Genomic DNA, 15,086 nt, shown 5'->3' on the forward strand with positions numbered 1-15,086 from the left:
AGGAGCAGAAGTAGACAAAAACGCTAATGATTTATATGGTTGTTTCGATTTATCTAATTCAATAACCGTAGTACGTAATTTGCCTAGTGTTACTAACAAAATTAAAGCTAAACTTTATCCAATACCAGCAAAGAATACTATTCATGTAGCTTTAGAAACTTTTGAAAAAGGAAGAATCAATATGGTATTGTATGATTTTGCAGGGAATGCAATCTTGAATAAAACTAAGCAAATAGAAAACCAGAAGACTTCTTTAGATGTTAACACAATACAAGCAGGTGTATATATTCTTAGAATAAGAAATGAAAATGGTAAATCCGTTTCCAAAAAAGTAACTATTTTTTAATTTTTTTTAGAACCATTAATGTTGCACCCTCTGCATATCATTTTTGTAGAGGGTGTTTTTTAGAAAAATCTTATGGTAGTTAAATCTAGATTTTTGAGTAAAAAATCAAAAGTTTATACTTCTGTGATACTTCTGTTATATCCTCACTGTTAATTTGTAGTATAATTAAAAAAACAATTATTATGAAAAAATTCAAATTAACAAACTTATTGTTAATAGCCCTTTTAGCAATCGTGTCATCTTGTAGTAATGACGACGATGGAGAACAAACACCAACTACGAAAGCTTTAACATTAAACATCTCTGGGTTGGACAATTTAGGGTCTGATTATTTATATGAAGGTTGGATAATTGTAGGTGGAGCTCCTGTATCTACGGGAACTTTTTCTGTAAATGATAATCAGGAGTTATCACAATCTAGTTTTACTTTAGACGCAGACGTACTTGCTAGTGCAACAAAATTTGTATTATCTATTGAGCCAAATCCAGACCCATCTCCAGCACCTGCAGATACAAAGATATTTGTTGGGGATTTTAATGGAAATAGCGCTAGTTTAACTACAGGTACAGTAGCTTCTTCTTTTGATGCGATTAGTGGTAAATTCATTATTGCGGCTCCTACTGGAACCGGAGTAGAAGAAGAAAAGAATAGTGGAGTATGGTTTTTAGATAATAGTTCTGGTAGCCCAGTAGCTGGTTTGGAATTACCTGCTTTAGAAGCTGGTTGGAAATATGAAGGTTGGGTAGTTATAGACGGTGTTCCTTTATCTACAGGTACTTTTACTTCTTTAACGGGTACAGATGAAGGTAGTCCATTTAGTGGTGCAAATCCAGGCCCTCCGTTTCCAGGAGAAGATTTTTTAGAGAATGCGCCTAGTGGGCTTATTTTCCCTACAGATGTTAGAGGTAAAGTTGCTGTAATTAGTATAGAACCTTACCCAGATAATAGTGCAGCTCCATTTACTTTAAAACCATTATTTGGTATGATTCCTGCGGATGCTATGGGAGTACAAGAAGTTACAGATTATGTAACAGAAAGTTTTCCTACTGGTTCCGTTTCTAGATAAAAACTTAGTTTTTACAGTTTGTTTATAATAAGAAAAAGCCATGGAAATGTTCCATGGCTTTTTTACTTAATAATAAACTGTGTTTATTCCCAGTGATCAATTTGTTCATTAAGAATATCAATATTATAGGCTCCCACATGCTTTTTCCTGTAATAGAATGATAATAATGTTAGCCCAAATAAAAAGGCATAAAGCGTAATTATAGAAATTCCTACTGGAAAAAATGTCGCTGGTAGTTGGTGACTTTCAAATTCTTTATAAGTAGAAAGTATATATATTGTATCTGCAAATTTAAAGATGTAAATTAAGGAAACCACATATAAACCATATTCTAAATTCCGCATTTGCGGGTCGCTTATTTCTCCTTCTTTTATTTTAAACCATAATACATATAAAAAAATAAAGTGTACTAAGGATAGAATAGGAAATATATAATTGTCAATTTTAAAAAAATAAAACATATTAGTATATAAGCCGTAAAAACTAAATACTATTAGCAATGCTAATACCGTAATAGTGACGTAAAGACTCCTTTTCCATGGGAGAATTTTGGAGATTAAGTGCATATAAAGTAGGTTGCGAGTCTTTTGGGGAAACTCATTATTTTAGAATTAAACGGCACCATATTTTGTTTATTTTAAAAAAATCGATGAACAGCATTCAATGTTGAGTAAAGCCAAAAATCTGTGGTGAAAAATTAAGGTTCATACTGTTTAGCTATGTTTTTCTTTATTAAGAAATCCAATTTCTATCTTGTGATTTTCTAGCAAAGAAAACCAAAGCTATGGCTATTATAATCACCATAATTGGCATTATCATAGCGCCTGGACCGTAAACCTCAAAAGAGTTAGATATAAAAAAGGAATGCGCCATTTGAGCTAAAACACCTAGTAAAGAGACTAGGAGCATAGGTTTTGCCCATTTTTTTCTTAATAAAAGAGCAATACACCCTAATGCTCCTCCCCAAACGGCAATAGCAAAAGCAGCAGTAACCCATGATGGCTGCGATTCATACAAAAGTCTTTCTGCTTGGGATAATTTTTCTAAATCTTCAATGGACATATAGGTATGTTGCAAATAAGCACCAACACCAGCTAAATTCCATAGTAAGGCAATGGCACTAACAATCCAGAACCAAATCGGTGGTTTTACGTTGTTTGTAGTCATAATATTAATTTTTTGTTGGTTAAAAGTTCTTATTAAATTACAAAAAAAAGAGCAATTATATTTTCATAATTGAATATGAAATAGGCAGTACTTAAAAAAACCTTTATTTTTAAAGTTGAAATAGGATTTAATGCAAAAGAAAAAATATTATTATTTAATAAAACTGCAATATTTAGGTTTTCGTTTTAGTGGATGGCAAAAACAACCAGGACAGAAAACTATTGAGGGTATGCTTACCAAAACTTTAAAATACATTCTTCCGGATATTTCTTTTAAAATTTTAGGGGCAGGAAGAACAGATGCAAAAGTATCAGCTTTAGATGCTGCTTTTGAACTGTTTATTAATGAAGAGTCTATTAATGATTTAAGAGAATTTAAGAGCCTGTTTAATAAAAATTTACCGTCAGATATTCGTATTATTAGTGTAGAGGAAACTACAAAAGATTTTAATATAATTCAAAATAGTAAAGTAAAAGAGTACATTTATTTATTTTCTTTTGGAGAGAAAAACCATCCTTTTTGTGCTCCCTTTTTAACTAATATTCAGGAAGACTTAGATTTGGATTTAATGAAGCAGGCAGCTACTTATTTTGTAGGTACTCATGATTTTTCAAGTTTTACTGCCAGATTACAAGAAAACACAATAGTAGAAAGAGAAGTTATATCTTCTTATATAAAGGAAAATGAAATAATTACAGCGAATTTTCTTCCTAAAAAGACTTATGCGTTTCATGTAAAGGGGAAGGGATTTATTCGGTATCAAATTAGAATGATGATGGGAGCACTAATACAAATTGGCAAAGGAGATTTTGCTATAGAAAAACTTAAACTTAGTTTAACTAAAGAAGACAATACTTTACTAAAACATGTGGCTCCCGGTTCGGGCTTACTACTAAATAGCTTAGAATTTAATTAATATTTTGCATGAAAAGATTAAAAAAAATAGTACTTATTATTAGTGTTTTATATATTGTTATTGCGGCATTGGCGTATTATAATCAAGAAAAACTAGTGTTTATGCCTTCAAGAATGCCAATGAACCATACCTATGATTTTTGCCAATCTTTTGAAGAATTTTGGATAAATGCAGAAGATGGAGGTAAAATTAATGGAGTACATATTAAAAATGAATCAGAGAAAGGAGTGGTTTTATATTTTCATGGAAATTCAGGGAATATATCTCATTTAGGACATGTAGCCAATAGAATTACGGAAAAAGGATACGATGCCATTTTAATTGATTACAGAAAATTTGGAAAGAGTAGTGGGGCTCTTACCGAAAATGCTATTTACGAAGATGCCACATTAGCTTATAATTACACACTGTCTAAATATTCAGAAGATAAAATTGTTCTTTATGGTAGATCTTTTGGAACCGGTGTAGCTTCTTATTTAGCAGGAAAGAAAAAACCGTGTAAACTAATTTTAGAATCACCTTTTTATAGCGCAGTTGCCTTAGGGCAACACAGGTTTCCTTTTTTACCAATAGATTGGTTGTCTAATTTTAGATTTCCTTCTAATGAATTTGTTCAGAAAGTAAAATGCCCAGTGTTTATTTTTCATGGAACAGAAGACAGAGTTATTCCTTTTGCTTCTGGGAAACAATTGTTTGATGAAATACCAGGGAATAACAAAAAATTTTATACTATAAAAAATGCAGGTCATAATTACCTGCAAGATTTTAATAGTTTTAAAATAGGTTTGGAAGAAGCTCTTAATTAATTGTTAAACAAATCAGAAGATAAATATCTGTCACCGCGATCACAAATAATAGATACAATAACACCATTATCCAATTTAGAGGCTAATTGTATTGCTGCATGTGCTGCTCCGCCACTACTCATGCCAGAGAATATACCTTCTTCCTTAGCTAGTCTTATAGTCGTTTGGGTTGCTTGCTCACTATTTACTTCCATAACAGTGTCTACTTTTGAGGCGTCGAATATTTCTGGTAAATATTCTTTTGGCCATTTTCTTATTCCAGGAATTTTAGCTCCATGCATAGGCTGTACACCAACTATTTGTATCTCTGGATTAACTTCTTTTAAATAAGTAGAAGTACCCATAATGGTACCTGTAGTACCCATCGCAGATACAAAATGGGTTATCTCTCCATTAGTATCTTTCCAAATTTCTGGTCCTGTAGTTTTATAATGTGCTTTCCAATTATTTTCATTCGCAAATTGATTTAGCATCACATAACCTCCTTTGGATACCTTATTCATAGCATAATCTCTTGCACCTTCTATACCAACATCGCTACTAGTAAGTATTACCTTAGCACCATAAGCTCTCATGGTTTGTACTCTTTCTTTTGTAGAGTTTTCTGGCATTACTAATTCTATATCTAAACCATAGAAACCAGCTATCATCGCAAGAGCAATACCTGTGTTTCCACTGGTAGCTTCAATTATCTTATCTTCTTTTTTAATGGTACCTGTCTCTAAACCACTTGTTATCATATTTAATGCGGCACGGTCTTTAACACTTCCTCCGGGGTTATGGCCTTCCATTTTAAAATATAACTTTACATTCGGGTTTTGATTTAATACTCTTGCTTCTACTAATGGAGTATTGCCAATTAAATCTAATATAGTTTTAGACATTCGGAAGGGTTTTTATTTTTATTTCTGGTGTATGATAAACTGTGGAATTTGCGGGTACAGACTCCGTAATCCAGGCGTTTCCGCCAATAATACTATTTTCTCCAATAACAGTATTACCTCCTAAAATAGTTGCGCTTGCATAAATAGTAACATTGTTTTCTATAGTTGGGTGTCGTTTTACTTTTTGAAGATTTTTTGCAACGTACAACCCTCCTAAAGTAACACCTTGGTATATTTTTACATGGTTCTTTATTATTGCGGTTTCTCCTATTACAATTCCTGTTCCATGGTCAATATGAAAAGCGTCTCCAATAATTGCACCTGGATTAATATCTACACCAGTTTGTCTATGAGCGTATTCCGTCATTAATCTAGGGACTAGAGGAAAACCATCTTTATATAATTCATGTGCTAACCTATATATTGCAATAGCATAAAAACCTGGGTAGGCCATATATACTTCTTCAATAGAAAGAGATGCAGGATCACATTCTACAGTAGCTTCAGCATCAATATTCAATTTTTCTAAAACCAAGGGTAATTTTTCAACATAATTTTCCCAGACCTTTTTGCAAGGTTTGTTCACTTCCCAACAGGCTAAACTTACCAAAGCATCAAAATCCTCTTCTAGTTTACTTAGGTTATCTTTTACCGGCGTATCTATATCAAAAAGTGTATAGAATAGTCTGTCCGTAAATTCTTCCACTTTTTCTTTTAAGCGAAACCTTAAGTTAGGTTGCTTTTTATGTTGAATAATTTTATTGATAACTGAATCCAGTTTCATGTTGTACGAATTTATGAATACCAAAATTAACCAATAATTAAAAAGGATTATATTTCAAATGGTTAACTTTAGCATAAAATAACAACACCTAAGTCGAATGTTACATTCCATGATTACAAAACCAGTATTTGATTATCTAAAAAAATTAGAACAAAACAACAATAGAGAATGGTTTACTGAGAATAAACTAGAATTTAAAGAACACCAAGCTTCTGTAAAGAAACTTGCGGAAAATGTGATGCAGAATCTTAATGAGCATGATGAAATAGAAAAAATGAAAGTGTTTCGTATTTATAGAGATGTGCGCTTTTCTAAAGATAAAACACCATATAAAGCTCATTTTTCTATTTCTTTTTCTAGATTAGGTGCTAAACTAAGGGGAGGGTATTATTTACAAATTAAACCTGGGGATAGTTTTTTGGCAACGGGCTTTTGGGACCCCGCACCGCCCGATTTGTTAAGAATAAGAAAGGAATTTGAGTTAGATTCTTCTGAGATAAGAGAAGTAATAGAGAATGATGATTTTAAAAATGTTTGGGGAGAAGTTGTAGGAGATTCTGTAAAGACTTCCCCGAAAGGCTTTGATAAAGCAGATCCAAATATTGATTTAATAAAAAGAAAGCAGTTTATTTTTATTAAGAAATTTACAGATAAGCAAGTATTATCTAAAAACTTTATATCAGATATAGATATCGCGTACCAATCTATTAGACCCTTTTTTGATTTAATGAGTAGTATACTTACTACTAATTTAAATGGAGAATCTTTAATAGATTAATGCCTCCACTTCAAAAAGTTGAATTTGATCTTGTAATCTCTTTATAACTAAATTCATCATACGTTTATTAAGAGCAGAAGAATTTTGAATATAAATTTGATATTCTTCTTCGGTAAAAAGACCAATAATTATTCCTTTTAAGGAGTTTCGGAATTTTATATCTCTTTGTACGGCATTTTCAATAAATTCCATTCGCTTTTCTAGAGAAAGTTCATAAAATTTATTCTTATGTTTAGTAATGTAATTTCGAAAAGCCGCTATAAGTATTAAATTTTGAAATTTTAATACAGGTCTTAGTGTTTGGTTTTGAAACCTTTCACTAGGACTCATAGATTCATTAACAACTTTTGGTGAAACTTCTGGGCGGAATTTTAAAAGATACTGTGACCTATCATTCATAACGGAAGTATTTTTATTAAAGATAGAAATTAAGTACGCCCTGTTTTAACTTCTAAAAAATACTTTTTAACGGGTTATAAACAAAATGGACCTTCATCATATGAAGGTCCATTTTACCTATAGGTTATTTACTTTGTAAAAAATCTTCAAAACTCAATACGTCTAAAGTTTCAAATTTTTTATACTTCTTTTTTAATTTGTTAAAGTTCTCTTTAGCATTGTTAAACCTATTAGATATTACCTCCAAGTTATCTAACTCTGATTTTGTTGGTTTATCATAGTTATTGGCAAGTTTGCTAAATAAACTCGTCATTTTTTCTCTTAATTGAGGTTCTGATGACCCTACATAATTATCTCCTGTGGTTATAACTAAAGTTTCTTTTAATGCATTTAGTTTGCTTTTCATTTTCTTGTTTTCGGTAGCTTTAGCTAACATTGCATCTAATTCATAAACTACATAAGCCAGTTCTTCAGTCATATTATAAAGTTGCGTTGTAGTTTCATTTTTTAATTTTCTGTCATCTTCTGTTAAAGTAGATTTAGAATCGTATACCAACTCAAAAGTCTGCTCAAAAGTGTCTTTTCCTTTTTTTATTACTGCTTTATATGTCCCTGCAGGCACATTGGGAGAGGCAAAGCCTCCAAAAGTAAAGGTTTTTCCTTTGGCCACTTTGGGTTGCTTTCTAGAATATCCCCAATTAACAATATTTATTCCTTTAGATTTCCCTGGACCCAACTCAACAATTTTTTTGCCTTGCATATCTTGAATTTCCAAGCTCATTTTACCAAATGTATGCCTGCTTTTTAAATAATACTTTATTTGGGCATTTGTAGTTTTATTTCTTCCAGTAAATTGTGTTTCTTTTCCAAAGTTCCCAGAGAAATTACTATCCTCATTTATTACAGTGGGTTGGTTTTTAAAGAAGTGTAATTTTTTGCTCATAACTTCGTCATTCAACTCTCTCAATGGGGAAATATCATCTAAAATAATAACCCCTCTACCGTGAGTACCCATAACCAAATCATTAGTAGTTTTTTGTAAATCGATATAATGAACAGCAACAGAAGGCATATTGTTTGTAAATTTTTTCCAATTTTTACCTCCATCCATGGTTATATATAGCCCAAATTCTGTGCCTAAAAACAGAAGGTCTGGATTTTCATAATCTTCTTGAATATTTCGTGCAAAACCGGTAACATCTTCCGTTATAATACTGGTCCAAGTTTTTCCATAATCGGTGGTTTTATATGCGTATGGATTCATGTCATTCATAGTATGGCCATCGAAAACAGCATAAGCAGTTCCTTTATTAAAGACACTAGCTTCTATATGATAGCACCATGTGTTTTTTGGAAGACCAATAATATTAGCAATAGTATTGGACCATGATTTACCTCCATCTTTAGTTACTTGTACATTTCCATCATCCGTTCCTACCCAAATTACATTTTGATCTAAAGGAGATTCTGCAATAGTAAAAATAGTAGTATGGTTTTCTGCTCCTGAATTATCTTTGGAAAGTCCTCCGGAATTCTCTTGTGTTTGTTTTGTTGGGTCATTGGTAGTTAAATCTGGAGAAATAATTTCCCAAGTATCTCCCATATCTTCAGATTTATGAACAAATTGGCTTCCCATATAAAATCTATCTGGTTGGTGAGAGCTTGTAGTCATTGGCGCATTCCAATTAAAACGTAATTTTGTTTCATCATCAGTTGCTAATGGTTGTATGGTTTTAGATAAATTTCGATCTACGTCAAATCTCCATACATTTTTGGCTCCTTGCATTTCGGAATAAATAATATTCTTAGTGGGGTGTTTTAATACTCTAAAACCATCTCCGTAGCCTACAGAATTCCAATCTTTTGCTTCAACTCCGCCAGGAGATGAAGAGGGACCATACCAAGAACCATTATCCTGTAATCCTCCATAAACATTATATGGAGTAGCATCGTCCACACTAATATGATAAAATTGGGACAAGGGTAAATTTTCAACAATTTCCAAATTAGTACCACCATCCCAGGAACGATAAACACCGCCATCTGTACCTACGTACATAATATCGGAGTCTTTTATACTGAAAGCAATATCGTGAATATCGCTATGCATTCTTCCTAAAGACTTAAATGTTTTTCCTCCATCTCTAGAAATAGAACCACTTAACCCTCCTTTGACTATTACATTTTCGTCTTTAGGGTCTACAACTATTCTAGAAAAATAAAAAGGTCTAACTGTAATACCAAAATCATTATTCAATTGTTCCCAACTAGCACCAGAATTATTACTTCGGTATAAACCTTTATGCTCATCTTTTTCAGCTTCAATAACGGTGTAAAGTACTTTTGGGTTAGATGGGGCAATAGCAATTCCTAAACGTCCTAATTTACCTACCGGGAATCCTTTGTGAATTTTCTTCCAACTGGCACCACCATTCATAGATTTGTATAATGCGCTATTACTACCTCCAGATTCAAAACCCCATCCTGATCTTCTAAACTCCCACATGGATGCATAAAGAACATTTGAATTTGTTGGATCCATAACTAAATCTGCACATCCGGTTTTGCTATTTACATATAATAACCTTTTCCATGTTGCTCCACCGTCTGTAGACTTATACACTCCACGCTCTTCACTATCGCCCCATAGAGCACCTAAAGCCGCAACATATATTTCTTTTGAGTTCTGGGGATTTACGATTATGTTTGCTATGCGTTCTGATTTTTCTAATCCTATTTTTTTCCAATTAGATCCACCATCAACAGATTTATACAAACCATCACCAATAGAAACACTATTTCTAGGCCAAGTTTCACCGGTACCAACATATATTGTATTGTCGGGGTCATTGGGATCTAGTGTAATTGCTCCAATAGATTGGCAATATTCATCAAAAATTGGATTAAATGAAGTTCCTGCATCATTAGATTTCCAAACACCACCCCCAGCTGCACCGGCATAAATAATTCTACTATTAGTAGGGTGTATCTCTAAATCATTTATACGTCCGCTCATTAAAGCAGGGCCTATATGTCTTGCGGTAAGGTCTCCGAAAATTTCTTTTCCGCTATTTTTTTTATTTTGAGCATTTCCATTGAAAGAAAATGCTGTTGCAATTATTACTGCTGAAATAATTAGTCCTTTCATTTTAGTCAGTCATATAAAAAAGACCCTATAAATAGGGTCTTAGGGTTAATAATAATTATTTTTTTTCAGTTTCTATTTCATCAGGAAACACAAAAGAACTATCATCTATTTCTGGGTTCAAAACAATAGAGTCAATAGTAATAGGGCTACCTGCTTGCCCTTTTACACCTTGAGTCAAAGAAAAAGGGAAGTATATTCCGTCTACTTCTTGGTAATCACTTAAAATTACTTCAGAAGTCATCCCTTTACCAGGTCCAGATTTTACTTCAGAGTGTATTGCAATAGGAACAAAATTTTCAGCATCAAAATAGTAAAAAGAAACATCTTCTTCTTCCTTACCGTCTACCATGACAGGCTCTTTAACTAATTTAACCTTAAAAGTTTCAGCACCATCAATAGTTTCTTTTCCTAGTAATTCAACAGTATATCCTTTTTCTTTATAATTCATAAAAGAATCTGGAAAGTCGTTTGAATTTAATTTAAAATTATTAGTAGTTTCTGTGTCACTTTTTTCTGCTTTCATTGTCATAAAATTATGACCCCATAAAATTTCCCCATCAAAAACACCTTGTTTAATTTCTTTTCCCTGAAAATTAATCAGTGTCATTTGTCTGCCATCTTTTAACTGTATAATTTCTAATGGAATTTCCATTCCTTGCTGGTTCATTTTGGCTGTCATCTTAACACCAGAAACACTTTTGAGCTTTTCAATACCACCAATGTTTTCAAAATAAGAGTTAATGATTTCATCAGCTGTTTGGGCTTGAATAGGTGTTATAAAGGCTAAAGTTAATACGGCAATACATAATTTTAGTGTTTTCATAAGTGTTTCTTTATTATTAATTTAAGGATTAGTATCAAATTTACATATATTGTTACATAATCATGAAGTATTTTTCCTTCAAAAAACAAATCAAATATATTTTAAATGAAATTTGGAAAAGTAGAACACCCTGAGAATATCGATTTTTCAATACCTGATGACCATGTAGATACTGAAATTCTATTATCTAAGTATAAAACAGAAGAACCATTGAACATCTATGTTGGCTGCGCTAAATGGAATAAACAAGATTTAAAAAATTTTTATCCAAAGGGAACAAAAGATGAGTTGGGCTATTATTCTTCTCAATTTAATAGTATAGAATTAAATGCTACTTTTTATAGAATTTTCTCGGTAGAACAATACAAAAAGTGGTACGATAAGACCCCTATTAATTTTAAGTTTTTTCCAAAAGTAGTGCAAAACGTTAGTCACTTAAGACGTTTGAATGATGAAGTTTATCCAATTTTAGATCACTATTTAGATGTTACTTCTAACTTAAAGGAAAAGTTAGGAACTATTTTTCTTCAAATGCACAGTAATTTTGGACCAAAAAATTGGGATAGAGTAGTACGTTTTGTTGAATATTGGCCTAAAGAATTTTCTTTGTCAATGGAGTTTAGACATACAGATTGGTTTAAGGATAAAAATGTAGCTAATGAATTATACCATTTGTTAGAAGAGAATAATATAAGCAACACATTGGTAGATACTGCCGGTAGGAGAGATATTATGCATATGAGACTAACAAATAATGAAGCATTTGTTAGGTATGTAGGGGCTAATCATAAAAGTGATTATTCTAGATTAGATGATTGGGTGGATAAACTTGTTGTTTGGAAAGAAAAAGGTCTTAAAAACATACATTTTTTTGTGCATCAAAATATGGAATTGGAGTCTCCGTTATTATCCTCCTACTTTATTACCAATTTAAATAAAAGACTAGGTTGTAATTTAATAATTCCTAAAACGAATATTAATTCTAATCCAAAGCTATTTTAGGTCCTTAATCTTATTTAATTTTATTTAATAATAGTAAGCGAATACTTTGAATTTGGGTTTCAAAGCTTAGGTAAAAGTAGTTTGTTGTTAAATATAAAATTATGAGATTTCATACCAGAAAATGGGTTAAACCTGAAGATTTAAATGCTAATGAATCTTTATTTGGGGGCAAGCTTTTAGCATGGATAGATGAAGAAGCGGCTCTGTACAGTATTATTCAGTTAGAAAACAAAAGAGTTGTTACAAAATACATGTCCGAGATAAATTTTATGAGTAGTGCCGTTAAAGGGGATGTCATAGAAATTGGAATTGAAGTTGTTAAATTCGGAAAATCCTCTCTTACCTTAAATTGTGAAGTCCGTAATAAAATGACGCACGAAACTATTGTTACCGTAGACAATATCATTATGGTTAATCTAAATGAAAATGGGAAACCAACAAATCACGGAAAAACAAAAATTGAGTATGTAAAAGATCGTCTAGCCGATTCAGATAAATGATTATGATACCTATTTTGTTGTTTAATTAAGGAGTCATTATAAGTAAATATATTGGCTAGTTTTATTTTGTTTTATCGATAAAAGGCACATAAATAGGTCAAAATACTATTAACACTTATAATACAAACCTACAGATTAAGCTGTTTTACAACACTTTTAATACTATAGAGAACATTTAATTGCCTACAAGGCTTTAATGGTGGAGTTTTAGTGCTTATATACAAAGTAAAATTAGGTTCTGTAGAATTTATGTTTAGAATAAATTCAGAATTACAGTTCATTATTTTAATAAAAACACATACCATTGAAAGCAAAAAGTCTACTAACCCAAATTTCTCGTTTAGAATCTTCATTAAGCGAATTTTCATTCGATGAATTAAGTTCAGAAGAAGCTTCTAAACTCAAAAAATCTTTTTCCTCGTTTAAGAAAAATTTAGAAGACAAAATTTTTAGTCCTCTTATCCCTGCATATTCAGAAGATGATATTTTACCCGAAAAATTGGAAATTAAACCTTTAGAGGTTAAAGAAAATAATACAAGTTCTGATGCAACTAAGCTAATAGCAAACGTTAGTCATGAAATTAGAACTCCTTTGAATGGAATTATTGGCTTTGCAGATTTATTAAAAGAAAGTAAACTAAAAGGCAAACAGTTAGAACAGGTAAATGCCATACAGTCGGCCTCATATTCGTTAATGGAGATAATTAATGAGTTATTAGAATACTCCAAATTATCAGCAGGCTTAGAAGAGTTTGAGAGTATTGATTTTAATTTTCATAGTCTTGTTAAAGATGTTACTTATTTATGCCAAACGCTTATTGTAAATAAAGAGATAAAACTTAATTCTAGTTTAGATGAAGCAATTCCAGAAACTTTAATTGGAGACCCCTCTAAATTGTCTCAAATTTTATTAAACATAATGGGTAATGCCATAAAGTTTGTAGAAAAAGGAGAGATAAATTTAGAAATAGAGTTAAAAGAATTAGTAAATAAAAAGGAATATATTATTGAGTTTATTATTGCCGATACGGGTATTGGAATGTCTCAAAAGCAGTTAAGCCATATTTTTGATTCATTTAAGCAAGCGGAACATGATACTTTTACTAAGTATGGCGGTACTGGTCTTGGGTTGAGCATAGTAAAACAAATCATTGAAAAATTAGGTGGTCAAATTCAAGTGAAAAGTAAAGAAGGAGTTGGAACCACATTTAATTTTTCTCTTCCGTATAAAGAAGGGGATGATTCTAAGGTAATTAATAAAAATAAGAATACTATTAACCTTGTAAAAGGTAAGCAACTTGCAAATGGTACTAGGGTTTTAGTTTTTGAAGATAATCTTTTAAATCAAAAATTAATTGAACAACGTTTAGGATCCTGGAATTGTAAAACCTATATAACAGAAGATGCTAAGGAAGGCCTAGATATATTAAAAAACAAAAAGATAGATATTGTTTTAATGGATCTTAGAATGCCAGAAATGAATGGTTTCGAGGTCACGGAAATAATAAGAAGTAGTAAAAAGAAATATATAAATCAAGTACCAATAATTGCATTGTCTGCGGACTTTAGTGCTAAGGATGAGCAGCTATGCAAAGAACATGGAATTAATGACTTTATATTAAAACCATATAGCCCAGATGATTTATTAATAAAACTAGTAAAAAATAAAAATATGAAAGCGGTATTAACAAAAGAACCTAAAGCCTTTATAGAAGTACAAAAAGATCTAAGTACTAAAAAAGAAGTAGACTTAAGCTCCATATGGGAAGAGTGTATGGGGCAGATAGAATTGTTAGATGAGTTAATACGTCTTTATAAGCAAAATGCATTAGAATTTATTGGTGTTGTAAAAGTACACTTAATTAATAATTCTTTTGAAGAAGTAGCTCTTGCCGCACATAAAATAAAGGCAGGTTTAGCTATGCTTAAAACGGATAGTTTGTATGAGATTATTGTGCAAATGCAGAATAGCTGTAAGAATAATGTAGATAAAAAACATGTGGAGTTTTTATATGGCCGTTTTTTAATAGAGTATCCCAAAGTAGAAAAAGATATAGATGTCGCTTTAGAAAAGTTTAGAAATCAATAAAACACGGCATGACAAAAAAAATATTGCTTGCCGATGACGATGAGTTACTTGTTTCTTTACTTCAATTTAGACTTAAAAAAGAAGGATACGAAGTGACCTTCGTTAAAAACGGAAAAGAAGTAAAAGAATATTTAAGTAAAAGCATTCCAGACATTATCGTAAGCGATATTATGATGCCATATTTCTCCGGAATAGAATTAGTAGATTTTGTAAGAAATGAACTTAAACTAAAAATTCCAATTATAATAATATCCTCCGCAGGTAACGAGGAAAATGTCTTAAGTGCTTTTGAATTAGGAGCAAGTGATTTTGTTGCAAAACCTTTTAGTCCAACTGAATTATTAATAAGAATTACCAAAGAATTGAATAAATAAACT

At 31.5% G+C, this 15,086-nt stretch carries 16 protein-coding genes; 9 read left to right on the top strand and 7 right to left on the bottom strand.

Going from position 1 to position 15,086, the window contains the following annotated elements:
- Both Q0856_RS10645 and Q0856_RS10650 read left to right on the top strand, forming a co-directional pair.
- Positions 1 to 346 (top strand): T9SS type A sorting domain-containing protein (locus tag Q0856_RS10645; protein WP_298504837.1); only part of this gene is annotated, 346 nt, incomplete at its 5' end.
- 182 nt (positions 347 to 528) lie between these two features.
- Entirely contained in the window at positions 529 to 1,413 is an 885-nt protein-coding gene (locus Q0856_RS10650) for an anti-sigma factor (protein WP_298504838.1), read from the top strand.
- Between the two features lie 83 nt (positions 1,414 to 1,496).
- Here the strand turns inward: Q0856_RS10650 and Q0856_RS10655 are convergent, their stop codons facing one another.
- Positions 1,497 to 1,874: a hypothetical protein gene (locus Q0856_RS10655; RefSeq protein ID WP_298504840.1), complete on the bottom strand. Its 378-nt coding sequence runs from the start codon at positions 1,872 to 1,874 to the stop codon at positions 1,497 to 1,499.
- Positions 1,875 to 2,145: 271 nt separating this feature from the next.
- Positions 2,146 to 2,580 (bottom strand): hypothetical protein, encoded by a 435-nt coding sequence (locus Q0856_RS10660; protein ID WP_298475190.1) that lies wholly within the window; start codon positions 2,578 to 2,580, stop codon positions 2,146 to 2,148.
- A 130-nt stretch (positions 2,581 to 2,710) separates the two neighbouring features.
- On the opposite strand from Q0856_RS10660, the gene truA reads away from it, so the two are divergent.
- Together truA and Q0856_RS10670 are read left to right on the top strand one after the other, a co-directional pair.
- Positions 2,711 to 3,496, top strand: coding sequence for a tRNA pseudouridine(38-40) synthase TruA (gene truA / locus Q0856_RS10665; RefSeq protein ID WP_298504843.1), 786 nt, complete (start codon positions 2,711 to 2,713; stop codon positions 3,494 to 3,496).
- A gap of 8 nt (positions 3,497 to 3,504) precedes the next feature.
- Complete coding sequence (locus Q0856_RS10670; RefSeq protein WP_298504845.1) at positions 3,505 to 4,302, top strand: alpha/beta fold hydrolase; 798 nt, start codon at positions 3,505 to 3,507, stop codon at positions 4,300 to 4,302.
- Here the strand turns inward: Q0856_RS10670 and cysM are convergent.
- Both cysM and epsC read right to left on the bottom strand, forming a co-directional pair.
- A complete protein-coding gene (gene cysM, locus Q0856_RS10675) occupies positions 4,299 to 5,186 on the bottom strand; it encodes a cysteine synthase CysM (RefSeq protein WP_298504847.1) in 888 nt (295 codons plus the stop codon). The genes Q0856_RS10670 and cysM overlap by 4 nt on opposite strands.
- Entirely contained in the window at positions 5,179 to 5,970 is a 792-nt protein-coding gene (epsC, locus tag Q0856_RS10680; protein WP_298475198.1) for a serine O-acetyltransferase EpsC, read from the bottom strand. Before epsC ends, cysM begins: the two co-directional genes overlap by 8 nt.
- Positions 5,971 to 6,079: 109 nt before the next feature.
- Here epsC and Q0856_RS10685 point away from each other — a divergent pair, with 109 nt between their 5' ends.
- Positions 6,080 to 6,748 carry a DUF2461 domain-containing protein gene (locus tag Q0856_RS10685; RefSeq protein WP_298504848.1) on the top strand — a complete coding sequence of 223 codons (669 nt, stop codon included), beginning with the start codon at positions 6,080 to 6,082 and terminating at the stop codon, positions 6,746 to 6,748.
- Here the strand turns inward: Q0856_RS10685 and Q0856_RS10690 are convergent.
- The 3 genes from Q0856_RS10690 to Q0856_RS10700 all read right to left on the bottom strand — a co-directional run bounded on the left by Q0856_RS10690 (position 6,737) and on the right by Q0856_RS10700 (position 11,118).
- Positions 6,737 to 7,147, bottom strand: coding sequence for a glyoxalase (locus Q0856_RS10690; protein ID WP_298475202.1), 411 nt, complete (start codon positions 7,145 to 7,147; stop codon positions 6,737 to 6,739). The two genes, Q0856_RS10685 and Q0856_RS10690, sit on opposite strands and share 12 nt — an antisense overlap.
- Positions 7,148 to 7,271: 124 nt before the next feature.
- On the bottom strand, positions 7,272 to 10,295 hold the full coding sequence (locus Q0856_RS10695; protein ID WP_298504850.1) for a hypothetical protein: 3,024 nt from the start codon (positions 10,293 to 10,295) through the stop codon (positions 7,272 to 7,274).
- Positions 10,296 to 10,350: 55 nt separating this feature from the next.
- A complete protein-coding gene (locus Q0856_RS10700; protein ID WP_298475205.1) occupies positions 10,351 to 11,118 on the bottom strand; it encodes an outer membrane lipoprotein-sorting protein in 768 nt (255 codons plus the stop codon).
- Between the two features lie 105 nt (positions 11,119 to 11,223).
- Here Q0856_RS10700 and Q0856_RS10705 point away from each other — a divergent pair, with 105 nt between their 5' ends.
- The 4 genes from Q0856_RS10705 (at position 11,224) to Q0856_RS10720 (ending at position 15,083) form a co-directional block, all read left to right on the top strand.
- Positions 11,224 to 12,120, top strand: a complete 897-nt coding sequence (locus Q0856_RS10705; RefSeq protein WP_298504853.1) for a DUF72 domain-containing protein — start codon at positions 11,224 to 11,226, stop codon at positions 12,118 to 12,120.
- Between the two features lie 101 nt (positions 12,121 to 12,221).
- The gene (locus Q0856_RS10710) at positions 12,222 to 12,620 is read left to right on the top strand and encodes a hotdog domain-containing protein (protein WP_298475209.1); all 399 of its coding nucleotides are present in this window, start codon (positions 12,222 to 12,224) and stop codon (positions 12,618 to 12,620) included.
- A 304-nt stretch (positions 12,621 to 12,924) separates the two neighbouring features.
- A complete protein-coding gene (locus tag Q0856_RS10715) occupies positions 12,925 to 14,709 on the top strand; it encodes an ATP-binding protein (RefSeq protein ID WP_298504856.1) in 1,785 nt (594 codons plus the stop codon).
- 8 nt (positions 14,710 to 14,717) lie between these two features.
- Positions 14,718 to 15,083, top strand: coding sequence for a response regulator transcription factor (locus Q0856_RS10720; RefSeq protein ID WP_298475215.1), 366 nt, complete (start codon positions 14,718 to 14,720; stop codon positions 15,081 to 15,083).
- The last annotated feature ends 3 nt before the right edge of the window (positions 15,084 to 15,086 follow it).

The sequence above is a fragment of the uncultured Maribacter sp. genome (genome assembly GCF_947496775.1).
GTDB lineage: Bacteria > Bacteroidota > Bacteroidia > Flavobacteriales > Flavobacteriaceae > Maribacter_B.

What these genes read in the sequence shown, in the direction of transcription:
- Q0856_RS10650 (WP_298504838.1), top strand. Translation starts at nt 529, where the DNA reads ATGAAAAAATTCAAATTAACAAACTTATTGTTAATAGCCCTTTTAGCA.
- Q0856_RS10655 (WP_298504840.1), bottom strand. Translation starts at nt 1,874, where the DNA reads ATGTTTTATTTTTTTAAAATTGACAATTATATATTTCCTATTCTATCC.
- Q0856_RS10660 (WP_298475190.1), bottom strand. Translation starts at nt 2,580, where the DNA reads ATGACTACAAACAACGTAAAACCACCGATTTGGTTCTGGATTGTTAGT.
- truA (WP_298504843.1), top strand. Translation starts at nt 2,711, where the DNA reads ATGCAAAAGAAAAAATATTATTATTTAATAAAACTGCAATATTTAGGT.
- Q0856_RS10670 (WP_298504845.1), top strand. Translation starts at nt 3,505, where the DNA reads ATGAAAAGATTAAAAAAAATAGTACTTATTATTAGTGTTTTATATATT.
- cysM (WP_298504847.1), bottom strand. Translation starts at nt 5,186, where the DNA reads ATGTCTAAAACTATATTAGATTTAATTGGCAATACTCCATTAGTAGAA.
- epsC (WP_298475198.1), bottom strand. Translation starts at nt 5,970, where the DNA reads ATGAAACTGGATTCAGTTATCAATAAAATTATTCAACATAAAAAGCAA.
- Q0856_RS10685 (WP_298504848.1), top strand. Translation starts at nt 6,080, where the DNA reads ATGATTACAAAACCAGTATTTGATTATCTAAAAAAATTAGAACAAAAC.
- Q0856_RS10690 (WP_298475202.1), bottom strand. Translation starts at nt 7,147, where the DNA reads ATGAATGATAGGTCACAGTATCTTTTAAAATTCCGCCCAGAAGTTTCA.
- Q0856_RS10695 (WP_298504850.1), bottom strand. Translation starts at nt 10,295, where the DNA reads ATGAAAGGACTAATTATTTCAGCAGTAATAATTGCAACAGCATTTTCT.
- Q0856_RS10700 (WP_298475205.1), bottom strand. Translation starts at nt 11,118, where the DNA reads ATGAAAACACTAAAATTATGTATTGCCGTATTAACTTTAGCCTTTATA.
- Q0856_RS10705 (WP_298504853.1), top strand. Translation starts at nt 11,224, where the DNA reads ATGAAATTTGGAAAAGTAGAACACCCTGAGAATATCGATTTTTCAATA.
- Q0856_RS10710 (WP_298475209.1), top strand. Translation starts at nt 12,222, where the DNA reads ATGAGATTTCATACCAGAAAATGGGTTAAACCTGAAGATTTAAATGCT.
- Q0856_RS10720 (WP_298475215.1), top strand. Translation starts at nt 14,718, where the DNA reads ATGACAAAAAAAATATTGCTTGCCGATGACGATGAGTTACTTGTTTCT.